The organism is Nocardioides sp. Z24_21, from assembly GCF_058134345.1.
The window spans coordinates 73,081-89,243 of sequence record NZ_JBYTTH010000004.1 but is presented as its reverse complement, the minus strand read 5'-3'; the positions used below and the strand labels follow the sequence as shown (position 1 = coordinate 89,243).

The window sequence follows — 16,163 nt, the reverse complement described above, 5'->3', positions numbered from 1 at the left end:
GCGCGCGTGTCGTCGTCGCGGAGTGCCGCCAGCGCCGGCCAGCCCACCCTCGACGAGGTGGCCCGGGTCGCCGGCGTCTCGCGCGCCACGGCCTCCCGCGCGATCAACGGCGGCCAGCGCGTCAGCGCGCGTGCCCAGTCGGCGGTCGAGACGGCGGTCCGCACACTCGGCTACGTCCCCAACCCTGCGGCGCGCAGCCTGGTCACCCGGCGCACCGACTCGATCGCGGTGGTCGTGCCCGAGCCCGACGACCGGGTCTTCTCCGACCCGTTCTTCGCCGGCACCCTGCGCGGGGTGACCCGCGTGCTCGGCGAGCGCGACATCCAGCTCGTGCTGCTGCTCGCCCGGCCGGGCGCCTCGAGCACGCGCACCCTGCGCTACCTCACCAACCGGCACGTCGACGGCGCGCTCGTCGTCTCCCACCACCGCGACGACCGGCTCGCCGAGCACCTCGCCGACATCGGCCTGCCCTGCGTCTTCGGCGGCCGGCCCTGGACCGGCGGCGACCGCGTCGCCTACGTCGACGTCGACAACGTGGCGGGGGAGTGCGAGGCCACCGAGCTGCTCGTGGCCCGCGGCTGCACGCGCATCGGCACCATCGCCGGGCCGTCCGACATGACGGCCGCGGAGGACCGTGTCGTCGGGTGGCGCCAGGCCATGGCGGCGGCCGGGCTGGCCGCCGACGCGATCGAGCACGGCGACTTCACCGAGGCGAGCGGCGAGGCGGCCACCCGTCTGCTGATGCAGCGCCACCCCGACCTCGACGGTCTCGTCGTCGCCTCGGACCTGATGGCCGCGGGTGCGTTGAAGGTGCTCGCCGAGCTCGGGCGCCGGGTGCCCGACGACATCGCCGTCGTCGGCTTCGACGACCTCGGCGTCGCCGAACGCACCACGCCGGCGCTGACCACCGTGCGGCAGCCGGTCGACGAGATGGCCGAGCGCGCGACGCGCCTGCTGCTCGAGTGCGTCGACGACCCCGCCTCCGGCCGTCCGATGCGGCTGATCATCCCCCCGACACTGGTCCGCCGCGCCAGCGCCTGAGCCGCGCGGCGTACCGCGGTCCCTTGCGGTCAGGCCAACGAGGCCAGCAGCTGGTCGACCCGGCGGCGGATCTCGTCGCGGATCGGCCGCACAGCCTCGATCCCCTGCCCGGCGGGGTCGTCGAGGCGCCAGTCCTCGTAGCGAGTGCCGGGGAAGAACGGACAGGCGTCGCCGCACCCCATCGTGACGACGACGTCGGAGGCGCGCACGTCGGCCTCGTCGAGGACCCGCGGCTGGTGGCGCGCGATGTCGATGCCGACCTCGGCCATCGCCGCCACGGCGACCGGGTTGATCGACGACGCCGGCGCCGACCCGGCCGAGAGCACCTCGACCCGGTCGCCGGCGAGGTGACGCAGCCAGCCGGCGGCCATCTGCGAGCGGCCGGCGTTGTGCACGCAGACGAACAGCACGGTGGGAGTGGTCATCGTCGGCTCCTTGGCACGATCGGGTCGGGTGCGGGATCGGGTGCCGGGCCCGGCGCCCAGTCGGCGAAGCGGCCACGCAGGGCCAGGCTGACGTGGACGAGGCCGACGAGCACGGGCACCTCGATGAGCGGGCCCACGACACCGGCCAGCGCCTGGCCGGACGTGACGCCGAACGTCGCCACGGCCACCGCGATGGCCAGCTCGAAGTTGTTGCCCGCCGCGGTGAACGCCAGCGTCGTGGTGCGCTCGTACGACATCTCGAGCACGCGGCCGAGCAGGAAGCCGCCGCCCCACATCAGGGCGAAGTAGGCGAGGAGCGGCAGCGCGATGCGCGCCACGTCGAGGGGCCGGCTGGTGACCTGCTCACCTTGGAGGGCGAAGAGGAGGACGATCGTGAAGAGCAGCCCGACCAGTGCCCAGGGACCGACCCGCGGGAGGAACGCCGCCTCGTACCACTCCCGGCCGCGGAGGCGCTCGCCGTAGGTGCGCGAGAGCCAGCCGAGCAGCAGCGGCACGCCGAGGAAGACCAGCACCGACTTCGCGACCTGCCACGTGGACACGTCGAGGGCGGCCCCCTCCAGTCCCAGCCAGACGGGCAGCGCCTCGAGGTAGAACCAGCCGAGGCCGGCGAAGGCGACCACCTGGAAGACCGAGTTGAGGGCCACCAGCACCGCGGCGGCCTCGCGGTCACCGCACGCGAGGTCGTTCCAGATGACGACCATCGCGATGCAGCGGGCCAGGCCGACGATGATCAGTCCGGTGCGGTAGTCCGGGAGGTCGGGGAGCAGCAGCCACGCCAGCGCGAACATCAGCGCCGGCCCGAGCACCCAGTTGAGGACAAGGGAGGCGACGAGCAGGCGCCGGTCGGAGGTGACCGTGTCGAGGCGGTCGTAGCGCACCTTCGCCAGGACGGGATACATCATCACCAGCAGGCCGATCGCGATCGGCAGCGAGATCCCGTCGACCTCGACGGCCGACAGCGCGTCGTCCAGGCCGGGCACCGAGCGGCCGAGGAGGAGCCCGGCGGCCATGGCGAGGCCGATCCACAGGGGCAGGAGGCGGTCGAGGGTCGAGAGCCCGCCGCCCGCGCGGTCGGGCGTGCTCACGCGTCCCCGCCGATGAGGGCCGCGAGGTCGGCGAGCACCTCGCGACGCACGGCGTAGTAGACCCACACGCCGCGCTTGCTGCGCTCGAGCAGGCCGGCGTCGTGCAGCACCTTGAGGTGGTGGCTGATGGTCGGCTGGGAGAGGTCGAAGGCGTCGTTGAGGTCGCACACGCAGGCCTCGCCGCCCTCGCTGGCGGCGACGATCGAGACCAGGCGCAGGCGCACCGGGTCGGCGAGCGCCTTGAGCAGCGGCGCGACCCCCTCGGCCCGGTGGGCCGACAGCGGCTCGCGCACCAGCGGCGAGCAGCAGGCGACGGTCTCGACGGGGCTCAGGGTCAGCTCGGACTTCGACACGAGTCAATATTGACAGATGTCGATGTCTACGGCAATCTCGACCCATCGACATCCATCAATATATCAAGGAGCACCCCATGTCCCGCCTACAGCTCGCGCTCAACGTCGACGACCTCGAGGCGTCGATCGCCTTCTACTCCACGCTCTTCGGCACCGAGCCGCACAAGGTCCGCCCGAGCTACGCCAACTTCGCGGTGGCCCACCCGCCGCTCAAGCTCGTCCTGGTGGAGAACGCCGGGCAGGGCGGGAGCATCAACCACCTCGGCGTCGAGGTCGAGGACGTCGACGCCGTGGACTCCGAGCTGACCCGCCTCGCGGCGGCCGGCTTCGCGACGACCGAGGAGCGCGACACCACCTGCTGCTACGCCAAGCAGGACAAGTTCTGGGTGCAGAACACGCCCGACGGGGAGCGCTGGGAGGTCTACACGATCACCGACGACGCACCGGTCCCCGCTGTGGAGGAGCGGGTCGAGGAGGCCGTCGACGGGGGCGCCGTCTGCTGCGCCTGACGCGTCGCGCGACAGCCGGCCGGGACGAACGAGGCGAGCGTCACCGCGCGGGAAATTCACACGAACACCATCCGCACCGGTAGCGTGGGTCTCTCAGACGCCCGGCCGGTCTTGCCCCGGGCGCAGGTCCTTGCGGACCTTTCCTCACTTCTGAGGCACGTACGCCGCGTACGTCCGTTCCACGCACATCGCGGCTCACGGTGGCGAGACGCCAACCGAAAGCAGTCACATGAACTTCGCCGCCCTCGGCGTTCCGTCCTCGCTCGCGCAGATCCTCGAGCAGCAGGGCATCACCACTCCCACCCCGATCCAGGCCGCGACGCTGCCTGACAGCCTCGCCGGTCGCGACGTCCTCGGCCGCGGCCGCACCGGCTCCGGCAAGACGTACGCGTTCCTGCTCCCGCTCGTGGCCCGCCTCGACGCGTCGAAGATGCCGGCCATGCCGCGCAAGCCGCGCGCGCTGATCCTGGCGCCGACGCGCGAGCTCGTCGGCCAGATCCACGCCGCCCTCGTCCCGCTCGCCAAGGCCGCCGGCCTGTCGACCGTCGTGGTCTACGGCGGCGTCGGCCAGAACCCCCAGGTCACCGCGCTGAAGAAGGGCGTCGACGTCGTCATCGCCTGCCCCGGGCGCCTCGAGGACCTGATGGGCCAGGGCTACGCCGACCTCTCCGCCGTCGAGATGACGATCCTCGACGAGGCCGACCACATGGCCGACCTCGGCTTCCTGCCGGGCGTGCGCCGCATCATGGACAAGACCCCGCAGTCGGGTCAGCGCCTGCTCTTCTCGGCCACGCTCGACAAGGCGATCGACGTGCTGGTCAAGCGCTTCCTGACCAACCCGGTCACCCACGAGGCCGACTCGGCGCAGTCGCCGGTCGCCACGATGCACCACCACGTGCTGCACCTCTCGCGCGAGCAGCGGGTGCCGGTGCTGGTCGACCTCACCTCGGCCCCGGGCCGCACGGTGGTCTTCACCCGCACCAAGTACGGCGCCAAGGCGCTGGCCCGCCAGCTCAACAAGTCGGGCGTGCCCAGCGTCGAGCTGCACGGCAACCTGTCGCAGAACGCCCGCACCCGCAACATGGAGGCCTTCCACGCCGGCCACGCCACCACGCTGGTCGCGACCGACATCGCCGCGCGCGGCATCCACGTCGACGACGTCGCCCTCGTGGTCCACGCCGACCCGCCGGTCGAGCACAAGGCCTACCTCCACCGCTCGGGCCGTACGGCGCGCGCGGGCAACGAGGGCACCGTCATCACCCTGATGACCGACGAGCAGGTGCGCGACGTGCGCGACCTGACCCGTCTGGCCGGCATCAAGCCGACCACCACCAAGGTCAACGGCCCCAGCCACCCGGTGCTGGTCCAGCTCGCCCCCGGTGAGCGGACCCTCGTCCCCGGCGGTCTCGTGGTCGAGACCCCGACCGGTGCCGGCGCCCAGGGCGCTCGCGCCGGCGGCGGTGCCGGTGGCCGCAACAGGTCGCGTGGTCGCGGCAGGAGCAGCGGCCAGGGCGGCAGCGGTCAGGGTGGCCAGGGCGGACAGCCCCGCGGCCAGGGCGGCCAGCGCCGCTCCTCCGCCGCGTCCGGGGGGCAGTCGGCCAAGGGCGGCCAGTCCTCCGGCGGTCAGCGCCGGGGCCGCAGCGGCGGCTCGGGCGGCGGCGCCTCGGCCGGCACCTCGCAGGGCGGTCGCGCGCACAGCGCGTCGTCGTTCAGCCGCGGTCGCTGACCTGGCGCTCGGCCCCCCGACGTTTCATCACGGTATGTCGCTGAACCTGCGCTTCCCTCGCTGAATTCGCCGTGGGAGGTGCAGGTAGGCCTGCATACCTTGATGAACCAACGCCGCCCTGGGCCCTGAGTCTCCCTGAGCCTCACCGTCCACCGACGGCCTCGATCCACCGCCACTGGCCCGTGAGTCCCTCAGGGACTCACGGGCCAGTGTGCTGTCCGGAATGCCCGGCCGGCCCCGATGGTTCACGCTTCAACCAACCAAGGAGGGCGGACCCATGGCCGACTTCGACTTCTCCGTGCTCGGTACGCGCGAGCACCCCACGCTGGGCCTCGACACGTTCGGCGACGCCCCGACCGAGGGCGCCCCGGGCAACCACCCGGAGACGCTCCGCCAGGTCGTCGCCGAGGCGGTGCTCGCCGACCGGGTCGGCGTCGACTACCTCGGCCTCGGCGAGCACCACCGCCCCGACTTCGCGATCTCCGCCCCCGACGTCGTGCTCGCCGCGATCGCCGGGCAGACCGAGCGGATCCGCCTCGGCACCGGCGTGACCGTGCTGTCCTCCGACGACCCGATCCGCGTCTACCAGCGCTTCGCCACCCTGGACGCCGTGTCGGGCGGGCGGGCCGAGGTGCAGCTCGGGCGCGGCTCGTTCGTCGAGTCCTTCGGCCTCTTCGGTCTCGAGCTCTCCGACTACGACCGGCTCTTCGCCGAGAAGCTCGACCTCTTCGCCGCGCTGCAGGACGAGGGCCCGGTGACCTGGGAGGGCACCGTCCGGCCGCCGCTCTCCGCCCAGCGCGTCTACCCGACCACGGCGGCCGGCCGCGTGCCGGCGTGGATCGGCGTCGGCGGCACACCGCAGTCGGTGGTGCGCGCCGCGCAGTACGGCATGCCGCTGATGCTGGCGGTGATCGGCGGCTCGCCCGCGTCGTTCGTCCAGCTCGCCGAGCTCTACCGCGAGGCGCTCGGGCGCATGGACCTGCCCGAGCTGCCGATCGGCATGCACTCCCCGGGCCACGTCGCCGCCACCGACGACGAGGCGCGCGAGCAGCTCTACCCCCACCAGGCCGAGCTCTACACCCGGCTGGGCCGCGAGCGCGGCTGGCCGCCCTACTCCCGCATCCAGTTCGAGCAGGCCGCCGCGCCGCAGGGCGCGCTGTTCGTCGGCTCGCCGGAGACGGTCGCGCAGAAGATCGCCTGGGCGGCGCGGACGCTGGGGCTCTCCCGCTTCCAGCTGAAGTACTCCGTCGGCGGGCTCGCGCACGAGCACCGCATGGAGTCGGTGCGCCTCTACGGCGAGGAGGTCGTGCCGCGGGTGCGCGAGCTCCTCGCGTCGTCCTAGCCCGAGTGCGCCCAGCCGCGCTGGCAGCGCCCTCCTAGGCTGGCCGACATGCGCTCCTGGATCCAGCGGTCGCTGTGGGACGTCGTCCCGCGCGACCAACGTGACACCGCCGCCGCCTTCCGCCGGCGGCAGGTCGTCGCGGGGGTCGTCGTCCTCGTCGGGGCGATCGTCCTGGGGTGGTCGCTGCGCCTCGAGCCGGGCGGCAGCACCTTCTACGTCGCCGCGGTCGTGCTGGCCGGCGTCTGGGCGGCCGGCGCGTTCCTGTCCGGCCGGCTCCACCTCGGCCGGATCGCCGGCGACGGCGAGGTGTTCATCCGGCCGATCCTGGCGCCGATCATGCTCGGGCTGCTGATGGTCGGGGTCTTCGTCCTCGGCGCGCTGGTGGTGCGCGAGATCGACCCGCTGGCGACCTACGTCAGCTCGGTCCTGGAGTACGCCGACCAGGGCTCGCTGACGCTGCTGGCCGCCATCACGTTCGTCAACGGCATCGCCGAGGAGCTGTTCTTCCGGGGCGCGATGTACGCCGCGATCCCGCGTCACCCGGTCCTGTGGACCACGCTCGCCTACGTCGTGGCGACGCTGGCCACCGGCAACGTGATGCTGGCCTTCGCCGCCATCCTGCTCGGCACGGTCTGCGGCCTGGAACGACGGGCCAGCGGCGGCGTGCTGGCGCCGATCCTGACCCACATCACCTGGTCGCTCTCGATGCTGTTCCTGCTACCGCTGCTCTTCTGAGGCCGCCCGCTCGGCCAGCGCCCGGCGCACCGACTCGCGGTAGGACAGCGGCTCCCCGGGCACGACGTCGCGGATCGAGGTGTCGCGCACGACCACCTCGGTCGACATCGAGTCGATGAGGTTGCGCCCGGTCGTGGCGTCGACGTCGGTGACCAGCGCCAGCCAGTACGACGACAGCCGCGGCGTCAGCACGGGCACCACCACGATGGGGATGCGGCGTCCGCCGGCCGCCTCGGCGGCCACCCTCATCATGTCGAGGTAGGTGAGCTGCTCGGTGCCGCCGATCTCGAAGACCCGGCCGAGGGCGTCGGGATGGTCGACGACCCCGGCGAGGTAGCGCACGACGTCGTCGATGGCGATCGGCTGGGTGCGCGTCGCGACCCACCTGGGCACCACCATGGCGGGCAGGTTCTTGACGAGCTGGCGGGTCATCTCCCACGAGATGCCGCCGTGGCCCACGACGATCGCCGCGCGCAGCACGGTCACGGGCACGCCGTCGCGAGCCAGCAGCTCCTCGACCTCGCGGCGCGAGCGCAGGTGGGCGGACAGCTGGTCGCCGTCGTCGCCGAGACCGCCCATGTAGACGATCTGCCGCACCCCGGCCGCCGCCGCGGCGGCGCTGAAGCTGCGCGCCGCGTCGGCGTCCTTGCGCTCGAAGTCGGGGTCGTCGAGGGAGTGGACGAGGTAGATCGCCACGTCCACGCCGCGCAGCGCCTCGTCGAGCGACGCGCGGTCGCCGACGTCGGCCCCGACCGGCTCGCCCGGGCCGTCGTACGACTCCGGGCGCCGGGTCATCGCCCGGACGTCGTGGCCGGCGTCGATCAGGGCGGGGACCAGGCGGCGGCCGATGAAGCCGGTGGCGCCGGTGACGAGGACGGTGGCCATGCGGCCATGCTGTCAGGCGGGTCCTGACCCGCCGGTCGATCGAGCCGAGGCGCGGGCCGCGCGGCGGGCGTCGAGCCGCGCCATCGCCGGGGTCGCGGTGACGCCGTGCAGCAGCACCGACGCGATCACCGTGAAGGCGACCGTCGACCACAGCCACGCCTCACCCGGCACGTGCTCGTGGCTGACGGCGTAGCCGAGGTAGAACAGCGACCCCACGCCCCGGACCCCGAAGAACGACACGGCCGCCATCTCCCCGCGGTTGAGGCCCCCGTCGAGATGCTCGCTGCGGGGCAGCACGCCCACGGCGATCCAGCCGGCGAGGGGGCGTACGACGAGGACGAGTCCCAGGCCCACGGCCACGCCGCGCCAGTCGAGGTGCTCGAGGAGCCCACGGGTCATCGCCATGCCCAGCACCAGCAGCACGAGCAGGGTCATCAGCCGCTCCAGGCGCTCGACGACTCCGTGCATCGCGCGCTGGTAGGAGTGGCCGCGGTGGGTGGCGCGCAGGCTCATCGCGCACACGAAGACGCCGAGGAAGCCGTAGCCGCCGACCACCTCCGTGGCGCCGTACGCCGCGAGCAGCGCGGCGAGCGCCAGCATCGGCTCCCCGTGGTCGGCGAGCCGGAGCGAGTCGCTGCGGGAGCGGAAGGCCTGCCGGCCCAGCAGCCATCCGATCGCGAGGCCCACCACGACGCCGATGGCGATCTTGCCGAGGACGTACCAGCCGAGCCAGGCGCCCGCGTCCGCGAGGCCGAACCCGCCGGCGAGCAGCAGCAGGGCGAGGTGCACGAAGGGGAAGGCGAGGCCGTCGTTGAGCCCGGCCTCCGCGGTCAGCGAGAACCGGATGTCGTCGTCCTCGTCGTCGCGGCGCGTCGGGCCGGGACCCTCGCCGTCGTCGACGTCCTCGGTCAGCGGCTCGCCGACCTGCACGTCGGAGGCGAGCACCGGGTCGGTGGGCGCGAGCGCGGCGCCGAGGAGCAGGGCGACGGCCGGCACCAGCCCGGCGACCCACCAGCCGATCAGCGCGACGCCGAGGATGGTCAGCGGCATGGCGACCAGCAGTAGCCGCCACACCGGCGACCAGGACAGCCACGAGCGCCACGACCGGGGATCGAAGCGGCGGTCGATCGCCAGGCCGACGCCCATCAGCGAGACCAGCACCGTGAACTCGGTGACGTGGGTGATCAGGGTGTGGTGGTCCTGCGGGTCGAGGCTCACCGAGTCGTCGATCGGCAGCAGGCCGATGGCCATGCCGAGGGCGACGAGCACCATGGGCGGCGACACCGGGACCCGGTGGACCAGCTGGGGCAGGACGATCGCGAGGAGCAGGGACAGGCCGAGCAGGAGGTAGACCGCCCCGCCCGTCATCGCGGCCGCCTGCCGTCGTACGCCGCCTGGCTCTCGTCGATCGCCTGCTCGTAGGCCGTCACCAGTCCCGCGATGGTGAGCGGCTTGAGCCGGTGGATGAACTCGCGCAGCTGCTCGGCGGTGTAGCCGGCCTCGCGGAACTGGGGCCAGACCTTGGTGCGCACGATCTCGGAGAGCTCCTCGGCGACCTGGCGCCCGTGGGCGGCGTAGACCTCCGCGACGGCCGCGGCGGCCTCGGGGGAGATGCCCATCCCCGACAGGCCGCCGGGGACGTCGACGTCGCGGTCGCCGGTGACCGGCGCGAGGAGCGAGAGGTGGCGCGCGATGTCGGACGGCGTGGCGGTGGCCGGGATCTGTTCGACGTAGCGCTCGATCGCCGACAGCGTGAAGCCGTGGCCCTGCAGCTCGCGCACGAGCTCGAGCCGGGCGACGTGGTCGGGGCCGTAGTAGCCCGAGCGGCCGCGGCGCACGGGCGGCGGCACGAGGCCGCGGGAGGCGTAGAAGCGCACGTTGCGCGCGCTGACGCCGGTGCGCTCGGTGAGCTGGTCGAGGGTGAGCAGCTCGTCGTCGCGCCGCGTCGGCTGGTCGGCGTGCAGCTCGGTCTCCACCGGACCATCCTCTCGTCTGCGGCGGTGTCGCCGGAGACCCCGTGGGGTGGGTGACCCGCGCCACACCTGTTGGACTGTGACAGTAATGGTGTCACAATCGGCCGCATGGCAGAAGCATTCGTCTACGACCACATCCGCACACCTCGCGGCCGCGGCAAGGCCGTCGGCACGCTCCACGAGGTGAAGCCGGTCGACCTGGTCGTCGGACTCCTCGACGAGCTCAAGACCCGCAACCCCACGCTCGACCCGAGCCGCGTCGACGACGTCGTGCTCGGTGTCGTGACCCCCATCGGCGACCAGGGCGGCGACATCGCCAAGACCGCCGCGCTCAAGGCCGGCTACCCCGAGACCGTCGCCGGCGTGCAGCTCAACCGCTTCTGCGCCTCCGGGCTGGAGGCCGTCAACCAGGCCGCGCAGCGGGTGCGCTCCGGCTTCGAGGACCTCGTCCTGGCCGGTGGCGTCGAGTCGATGAGCCGCGTGCCGATGGGCAGCGACGGCGGCGCCTGGGCGATGGACCCGGCGACCGCGCTGCAGACCGGCTTCGTGCCGCAGGGCATCGGCGCCGACCTGATCGCGACCATCGAGGGCTGGGGTCGTGAGGACGTCGACGCCTACGCCGCCGAGTCGCACCACCGGGCCGCCAAGGCCTGGGCCAACGGCTACTTCGACCGCTCCGTGGTCCCGGTCAGGGACCTCGCCGGCGTGACCGTGCTCGACCGCGACGAGACCGTGCGCCCCGACACGTCGGTCGAGGGGCTCGCCGGGCTCCGCCCGTCGTTCGCGCAGATCGGCCGCGACGCCGGCTTCGACGACGTCGCGCTCGAGAAGTACCACTGGGTCCCCGCGATCGACCACGTGCACCACGCCGGCAACTCCTCCGGCATCGTCGACGGCGCCGCCATCGTCGCGATCGGCACCGAGGAGGTCGGGACGTCGCTCGGCCTGACCCCGCGGGCGCGGATCATCTCGACCGCCGTCTCGGGCGCCGACCCCACGATCATGCTCACCGGTCCCGCGCCCGCTGCGCGCAAGGCGTTGGCCCGGGCCGGCCTCGAGGTCGACGACATCGACCTCTGGGAGATCAACGAGGCGTTCGCCGCCGTCGCGATGCGCTTCATGCGCGACATGGGCATCAGCCACGACGTCACCAACGTCAACGGCGGCGCGATCGCGATGGGCCACCCCCTCGGCGCCACCGGCGCGATGATCCTCGGCACCCTCGTCGACGAGCTCGCCCGCCGCGACCAGAAGCGCGGCCTCGCCACGCTGTGCGTCGGTGGCGGGATGGGCATCGCCACCATCGTCGAGCTCGTCTGAGCCGCGCCTCCTCCTGCCCCTCCTCGCTCCGCCAGACAGGACCTCCGCATGAGCACCGCCAGCACCGAGACCCAGACCGCCGTCCGCTACGACCGCGACGCCGACGGCATCGTCACCCTGACGCTCGACGACCCCACCGCCAGCGCCAACACGATGAACGAGCTCTACCTGTCGTCGATGGAGGCCGCGGTCCAGCGGCTCTACGACGAGCAGGACGACGTCGTCGGCGTCGTGCTGACCAGCGCGAAGAAGACCTTCTTCGCCGGCGGCAACCTCAAGAGCATGATGAAGGCGACGCCCGACGACGCGGCGGAGATCTTCTCGATGGCCGAGGCGATCAAGGCGAGCCTGCGCCGTCTGGAGACGTTCCCGCGCCCCGTCGTCGCGGCCATCAACGGCGCCGCGCTCGGCGGCGGCCTCGAGATCGCGCTCGCGGCCAACCGCCGCATCGCCGTCGACGACCGGTCGGTCAAGATCGGCCTGCCCGAGGCGTCGCTCGGCCTGCTGCCCGGCGGCGGCGGGGTCACCCGCGTCGTACGCATGCTCGGCCTGCAGACCGCGCTGATGGACGTCCTCATGCCGGGCACCCAGTTCAATCCGCAGGGGGCGCTCGCCAAGGGGCTCGTCGACGAGCTCGTCGCGACCCGCGAGGAGCTCGTCCCGGCCGCCCGGGCCTGGATCCTGGAGCACCGCGACGACGAGGACGCAGCGAAGAACCCGTGGCACCGGGCGGGCTACAAGATGCCCGGCGGCACCCCGCGCACCCCGGCGCTCGCGCAGTTCCTGCCGGCGTTCCCGGCGCTGCTGCGCAAGCAGACCAAGGGCGCGGTCTACCCCGCCCAGCGCGCGATCATGAGCGCCGCGGTCGAGGGGGCGCAGGTCGACGTCGACACCGCCTCGCGCATCGAGAGCCGCTACTTCACCAGCCTGGTGGTCAGCCAGCAGGCCAAGAACATGATGCAGGCGTTCTTCTTCGACCTGCAGGCGATCAACTCCGGCTCGCTGCGCCCGCAGGGCGTCGAGAAGTGGCAGGGGACCAAGGTCGCCGTGCTCGGCGCCGGGATGATGGGCGCCGGCATCGCCTACTCGTGCGCCCGTGCCGGCATGCAGGTGGTGCTCAAGGACGTCTCCCTCGAGGCGGCCGAGAAGGGCAAGGCCTACACCGCCGGCCTCAACGCCAAGGGCGTGGAGCGCGGCAAGATCACCCAGGAGAAGGCCGACGAGCTGCTGGGCCGCATCATGCCGACCGCCGACGCCGCCGACCTCGCCGGCTGCGACCTGGTGATCGAGGCGGTCTTCGAGGACCCGTCGCTCAAGGCCACGGTGTTCGCCGAGGTGGCGTCCTTCGTCGAGCCCGACGCGCTGCTGTGCTCCAACACCTCGACGCTGCCGATCACCGAGCTGGCCAAGGGCGTCGACCGCCCGGCCGACTTCATCGGCCTGCACTTCTTCAGCCCGGTCGACAAGATGCCGCTCGTCGAGATCATCCGCGGCGCGGAGACCTCCGACGTCGCGCTCGCCAAGGCGTACGACGTCGTGCAGCAGATCCGCAAGACGCCGATCGTGGTCAACGACTCGCGCGGCTTCTACACCTCGCGCGTGATCGGCACCCAGATCAACGAGGGCCTCACCATGCTGGCCGAGGGCGTCAACCCGGTCTCGCTGGAGCGGGCGGCGACGTCGGCCGGCTTCCCGGTCGGTCCGCTGCAGATCAGCGACGAGCTCAACCTCGAGCTGATGAAGAAGATCCGCGTCGCCAACGAGGCGGCGTGGCGGGCCGAGGGCAAGGACGTCTCCGCCGACCCCTCGTCCGCGGTCGTCGACACGATGCTCGCGCTCGGCCGCCCGTCGCGGCTCAAGGGCGCCGGGTTCTACGACTACGACGAGGCCGGCAAGCGCACCGGCCTGTGGCCCGGACTCGCCGAGACGTTCCCGGTCGCCGAGGAGCAGCCCCCGATCCGCGACGTGCGCGACCGGATGCTGTTCATCGAGGCGCTCGAGACCGCGAAGTGCTTCGAGGAGGGCGTGATCACCTCGGCCGCCGCGGCCAACATCGGCTCGATCATGGGCATCGGCTTCCCCGCCCTGACCGGCGGAGCGGCCCAGTTCATGACCGGCTGGCAGGCGCTGGACGACACCGGCCACGGCGTCGGCCCCGTCGGGCTCCCGGCCTTCTGCGACCGTGCCGACGAGCTGGCCGACACCTACGGCGAGCGCTTCCGCCCGACCGCCTACCTCCGCGACCTCGCGGCGCAGGGCGGCTCCTTCCCCGCCTGACGCCCAGACAGGGTCGAGTCGGCGCGTCCTGACGCCCAGACAGGGTCGAGTCGGCGCGTCCTGACGCCCAGACAGGGTCGAGTCGGCGCGTCCTGACACCGCGGCGGTCAGGATGCGCCGACTCGACGCCCGGTGGGCGCGAGGATGCGCCGACTCGACGCGTTCTGGGGGTGAGGACGCGCCCACTCGGCCAGAATCGTGCGGTGAGCCAGACCCCAGCCGTCGTCGTCCGAGACCTGCACGTCCGCTTCGGAGGCGTCGAGGCGGTCTCCGGCGTCGACCTGTCCGCGGGCAGCGGCCGCGCCACCGCGCTCCTGGGCCGCAACGGCGCCGGCAAGTCGACCACCATGAAGGTGCTCGCCGGGGTCGTGCCGCCGACCTCCGGTCAGGTCACCGTCGCGGGCCACGACGCCGCGACCGACGTCCTCGGCGTCAAGCGCGCGGTCGGCTACTGCCCCGACGTCGGTGGACTGGTGCCGCGCGCCACGCCGTTCGAGCACCTCCAGCTCAGCGCCCGCCTGCGCCGGCTGGAGGCGTGGGAGGAGCGCGGCCGCGACCTGCTCGAACGCTTCGAGCTGGGCGACGTCGCCCACCGCGTGGTCGGCGGCTTCAGCCACGGCATGAGCCGCCGGCTCAGCGTGGTCCTCGCCGCGCTCCACGAGCCCTCCGTCCTGCTGCTCGACGAGCCCTTCGACGGCGTCGACCCCCTCGGTGTCGAGGCGACCCTCGAGGTCGTCGCCGACGCGCGCGCCCGCGGCGCCTGCGTCCTCCTCTCCACCCACCTGCGCGACCTGGCCCTCGAGGCCTGCGGCGACGCGGTCGTGCTGCGCGGCGGCAACCGGGTCGCCGCGATGCAGGCCGCCGACCTCACCGGCGAGGCCTATCGTGCGCTCCTCGACTGACACGGGTCCGCGCGGCTGGCTCGACGCGGCGCGCGACACCGGCCACCTCCTGGCGTTCCGGACCGGGACCGTACGCCGTCGCGGCCCCGCCGTGCTCGGCCTGGGCGTCGTGCTGACGCTCAGCCTCGCCTTCGCCGTCGGCCCCGCGCGGATCGACCTCGACGCGGTGGGGTCGCCCGCGCTCGAGCGGGCACTGGCCGCCCTCGAGTCCAACCTCGGTGCCGCCTTCGCCGGCTTCCTCGTGCTGGCGGTCGGCGCCGCGTTGGGCAGCGGCGGCGGACGCGAGCTGCTGTCGCGCGGCGAGGCCGCGGTCCACCCGATAGGTCCGGTGACCGAGCACCTCGGCGCGCTGCTGCTCGCCCCGCTCAACCTGGCCTGGCTGGTGCAGGTCTGGAGCCTCCTCGCGGTCACCGCGCTGGTCGCGCCGCCCGGCCGCCTCCTCGGCGCCCAGCTCGTCGTGCTGGCCTGGGCCGTCCTCGCGACCGCAGTCGGCCAGGCCGTCGGCTGGGCGGTCGAGGGCGTACGTCGCACCGCGCGCGGCGTGGTCGTCGTCCGGGTGGTCGGTGGCGCGGTCGTCGTGATGCTCGCCGGCCTGCACCTCGCCGGGCACCTCGCACCGCTGGCGCGGGCGCTGCCGACGACGTGGGTCGCCGACGCCGCCCGGACCGGGCGCTGGCCGACCGTCGTGCTCCTGCTCCTCGTCCTCGCTGTGGCGACCGTGGTCCTGGGGGCGCGGCCGGCGGCGTGGGCGCTGGGTCTGCCGCCGCGCGAGGAGCTGCGGACGCAGTCGGGCGTGCACGAGGCGCGGCCCGCTCCGGCGCCACGCTGGGGCTCCGCGGACCGCGCACTGCTGCGCCGCCTCGACCGCGGCTCGGTGTGGCGCTCGGTCGGCATGCGGCGCGGCCTGCTGGTCCTGGGCCTGGGTCCCGGTCTGGTCGCGCTGGTCGCCGGCCTCGAGTGGTCGACGGTGCTGCTGCTGCCCGGGCTGACCGCGAGCGGCGCGGCGCTGCTCTTCGGCGTCAACGCCTGGTGCCTCGACGGCAAGGGCATGGTCTGGCGCGAGACGCTGCCGGTGCCCGCCGCCGACGTGTTCGGCGTACGCGCGGTCGTCGTCGCCGAGTGCATGGTGCTGGTGTCGGGCGTGACCGTCGTGCTGGCCCTGCTCCGCAACGGCCTGCCGCCGCTCGTGACGGGCGTCGCCGTCGCGTCGTGCTGGCTGGTCGTGCTCGTGCAGGTGCTGGCGGTCGTGATGACCTGGTCGATCCGCTCGCCCTACTCCGCCGACCTGTCCTCGCCCCGGGCGACGCCCGCCCCGCACGCCGCGATGGCGGGGTACGCCGGCCGGCTCTCGCTGGTCACGACGCTGACCGCGATGCTGTTCACCGGCCTCGCTGCGCTGCCGTACGCCTGGCTGCCGGTCGCCGTGGCACTCCCGTTCCTGGCCTGGTCGTCGCGCCGGTTGCTCCGCGCCCGTCGCCGGTGGCTCGCCCCCGACGAGCGCGCGCGCGTGGTGCTGACGGTGGCCGCGGTCTGAGGCTCGGGGGGCCTGTCGGAGCTGCCGGGCCTGTC

15 protein-coding genes are annotated in these 16,163 nt (G+C 73.3%); 9 read left to right on the top strand and 6 right to left on the bottom strand.

Annotation, left to right across the window (positions count from 1 at the left end):
* Positions 1-6: 6 nt before the first annotated feature.
* Positions 7-1,041 (top strand): LacI family DNA-binding transcriptional regulator, encoded by a 1,035-nt coding sequence (locus tag AC3X7Z_RS13940; RefSeq protein WP_186339508.1) that lies wholly within the window; start codon positions 7-9, stop codon positions 1,039-1,041.
* 29 nt (positions 1,042-1,070) lie between these two features.
* On the opposite strand, the gene AC3X7Z_RS13935 is transcribed toward AC3X7Z_RS13940, so the two are convergent.
* The 3 genes from AC3X7Z_RS13935 to AC3X7Z_RS13925 are packed head-to-tail and all read right to left on the bottom strand — an operon-like array spanning position 1,071 to position 2,925.
* Complete coding sequence (locus AC3X7Z_RS13935; RefSeq protein ID WP_489976300.1) at positions 1,071-1,466, bottom strand: arsenate reductase ArsC; 396 nt, start codon at positions 1,464-1,466, stop codon at positions 1,071-1,073.
* Complete coding sequence (gene arsB, locus AC3X7Z_RS13930; protein ID WP_186339506.1) at positions 1,463-2,572, bottom strand: ACR3 family arsenite efflux transporter; 1,110 nt, start codon at positions 2,570-2,572, stop codon at positions 1,463-1,465. The genes AC3X7Z_RS13935 and arsB overlap by 4 nt, the downstream gene beginning before the upstream one ends.
* Complete coding sequence (locus tag AC3X7Z_RS13925) at positions 2,569-2,925, bottom strand: ArsR/SmtB family transcription factor (protein ID WP_186339505.1); 357 nt, start codon at positions 2,923-2,925, stop codon at positions 2,569-2,571. The genes arsB and AC3X7Z_RS13925 overlap by 4 nt, the downstream gene beginning before the upstream one ends.
* Before the next feature lie 77 nt (positions 2,926-3,002).
* Here AC3X7Z_RS13925 and AC3X7Z_RS13920 point away from each other — a divergent pair, with 77 nt between their 5' ends.
* From AC3X7Z_RS13920 to AC3X7Z_RS13905, 4 genes are all read left to right on the top strand, one after another.
* Positions 3,003-3,434: an ArsI/CadI family heavy metal resistance metalloenzyme gene (locus AC3X7Z_RS13920; RefSeq protein WP_489976299.1), complete on the top strand. Its 432-nt coding sequence runs from the start codon at positions 3,003-3,005 to the stop codon at positions 3,432-3,434.
* Positions 3,435-3,663: 229 nt separating this feature from the next.
* Positions 3,664-5,160, top strand: coding sequence for a DEAD/DEAH box helicase (locus AC3X7Z_RS13915; RefSeq protein WP_489976298.1), 1,497 nt, complete (start codon positions 3,664-3,666; stop codon positions 5,158-5,160).
* A 277-nt stretch (positions 5,161-5,437) separates the two neighbouring features.
* Entirely contained in the window at positions 5,438-6,502 is a 1,065-nt protein-coding gene (locus tag AC3X7Z_RS13910; RefSeq protein WP_489976297.1) for an LLM class flavin-dependent oxidoreductase, read from the top strand.
* Between the two features lie 48 nt (positions 6,503-6,550).
* Entirely contained in the window at positions 6,551-7,237 is a 687-nt protein-coding gene (locus tag AC3X7Z_RS13905) for a CPBP family intramembrane glutamic endopeptidase (protein WP_489976296.1), read from the top strand.
* Here AC3X7Z_RS13905 and AC3X7Z_RS13900 read toward each other — a convergent pair.
* From AC3X7Z_RS13900 to AC3X7Z_RS13890, 3 genes are read right to left on the bottom strand one after another with little or no spacing between them, the layout of a single operon-like run.
* The gene (locus tag AC3X7Z_RS13900; protein ID WP_489976295.1) at positions 7,220-8,122 is read right to left on the bottom strand and encodes an NAD(P)H-binding protein; all 903 of its coding nucleotides are present in this window, start codon (positions 8,120-8,122) and stop codon (positions 7,220-7,222) included. The two genes, AC3X7Z_RS13905 and AC3X7Z_RS13900, sit on opposite strands and share 18 nt — an antisense overlap.
* A gap of 12 nt (positions 8,123-8,134) precedes the next feature.
* Positions 8,135-9,490, bottom strand: a complete 1,356-nt coding sequence (locus AC3X7Z_RS13895) for a cation:proton antiporter (protein ID WP_186339499.1) — start codon at positions 9,488-9,490, stop codon at positions 8,135-8,137.
* Positions 9,487-10,098 carry a helix-turn-helix domain-containing protein gene (locus AC3X7Z_RS13890; RefSeq protein ID WP_489976294.1) on the bottom strand — a complete coding sequence of 204 codons (612 nt, stop codon included), beginning with the start codon at positions 10,096-10,098 and terminating at the stop codon, positions 9,487-9,489. The genes AC3X7Z_RS13895 and AC3X7Z_RS13890 overlap by 4 nt, the downstream gene beginning before the upstream one ends.
* Before the next feature lie 105 nt (positions 10,099-10,203).
* On the opposite strand from AC3X7Z_RS13890, the gene AC3X7Z_RS13885 reads away from it, so the two are divergent.
* The 4 genes from AC3X7Z_RS13885 to AC3X7Z_RS13870 all read left to right on the top strand — a co-directional run bounded on the left by AC3X7Z_RS13885 (position 10,204) and on the right by AC3X7Z_RS13870 (position 16,128).
* Positions 10,204-11,415, top strand: a complete 1,212-nt coding sequence (locus AC3X7Z_RS13885; RefSeq protein WP_186339498.1) for an acetyl-CoA C-acetyltransferase — start codon at positions 10,204-10,206, stop codon at positions 11,413-11,415.
* Positions 11,416-11,463: 48 nt separating this feature from the next.
* Positions 11,464-13,692: a 3-hydroxyacyl-CoA dehydrogenase NAD-binding domain-containing protein gene (locus AC3X7Z_RS13880; protein WP_489976293.1), complete on the top strand. Its 2,229-nt coding sequence runs from the start codon at positions 11,464-11,466 to the stop codon at positions 13,690-13,692.
* Positions 13,693-13,895: 203 nt separating this feature from the next.
* Positions 13,896-14,594 carry an ABC transporter ATP-binding protein gene (locus AC3X7Z_RS13875; protein ID WP_489976292.1) on the top strand — a complete coding sequence of 233 codons (699 nt, stop codon included), beginning with the start codon at positions 13,896-13,898 and terminating at the stop codon, positions 14,592-14,594.
* Positions 14,578-16,128, top strand: a complete 1,551-nt coding sequence (locus AC3X7Z_RS13870) for a hypothetical protein (protein ID WP_489976291.1) — start codon at positions 14,578-14,580, stop codon at positions 16,126-16,128. Before AC3X7Z_RS13875 ends, AC3X7Z_RS13870 begins: the two co-directional genes overlap by 17 nt.
* The last annotated feature ends 35 nt before the right edge of the window (positions 16,129-16,163 follow it).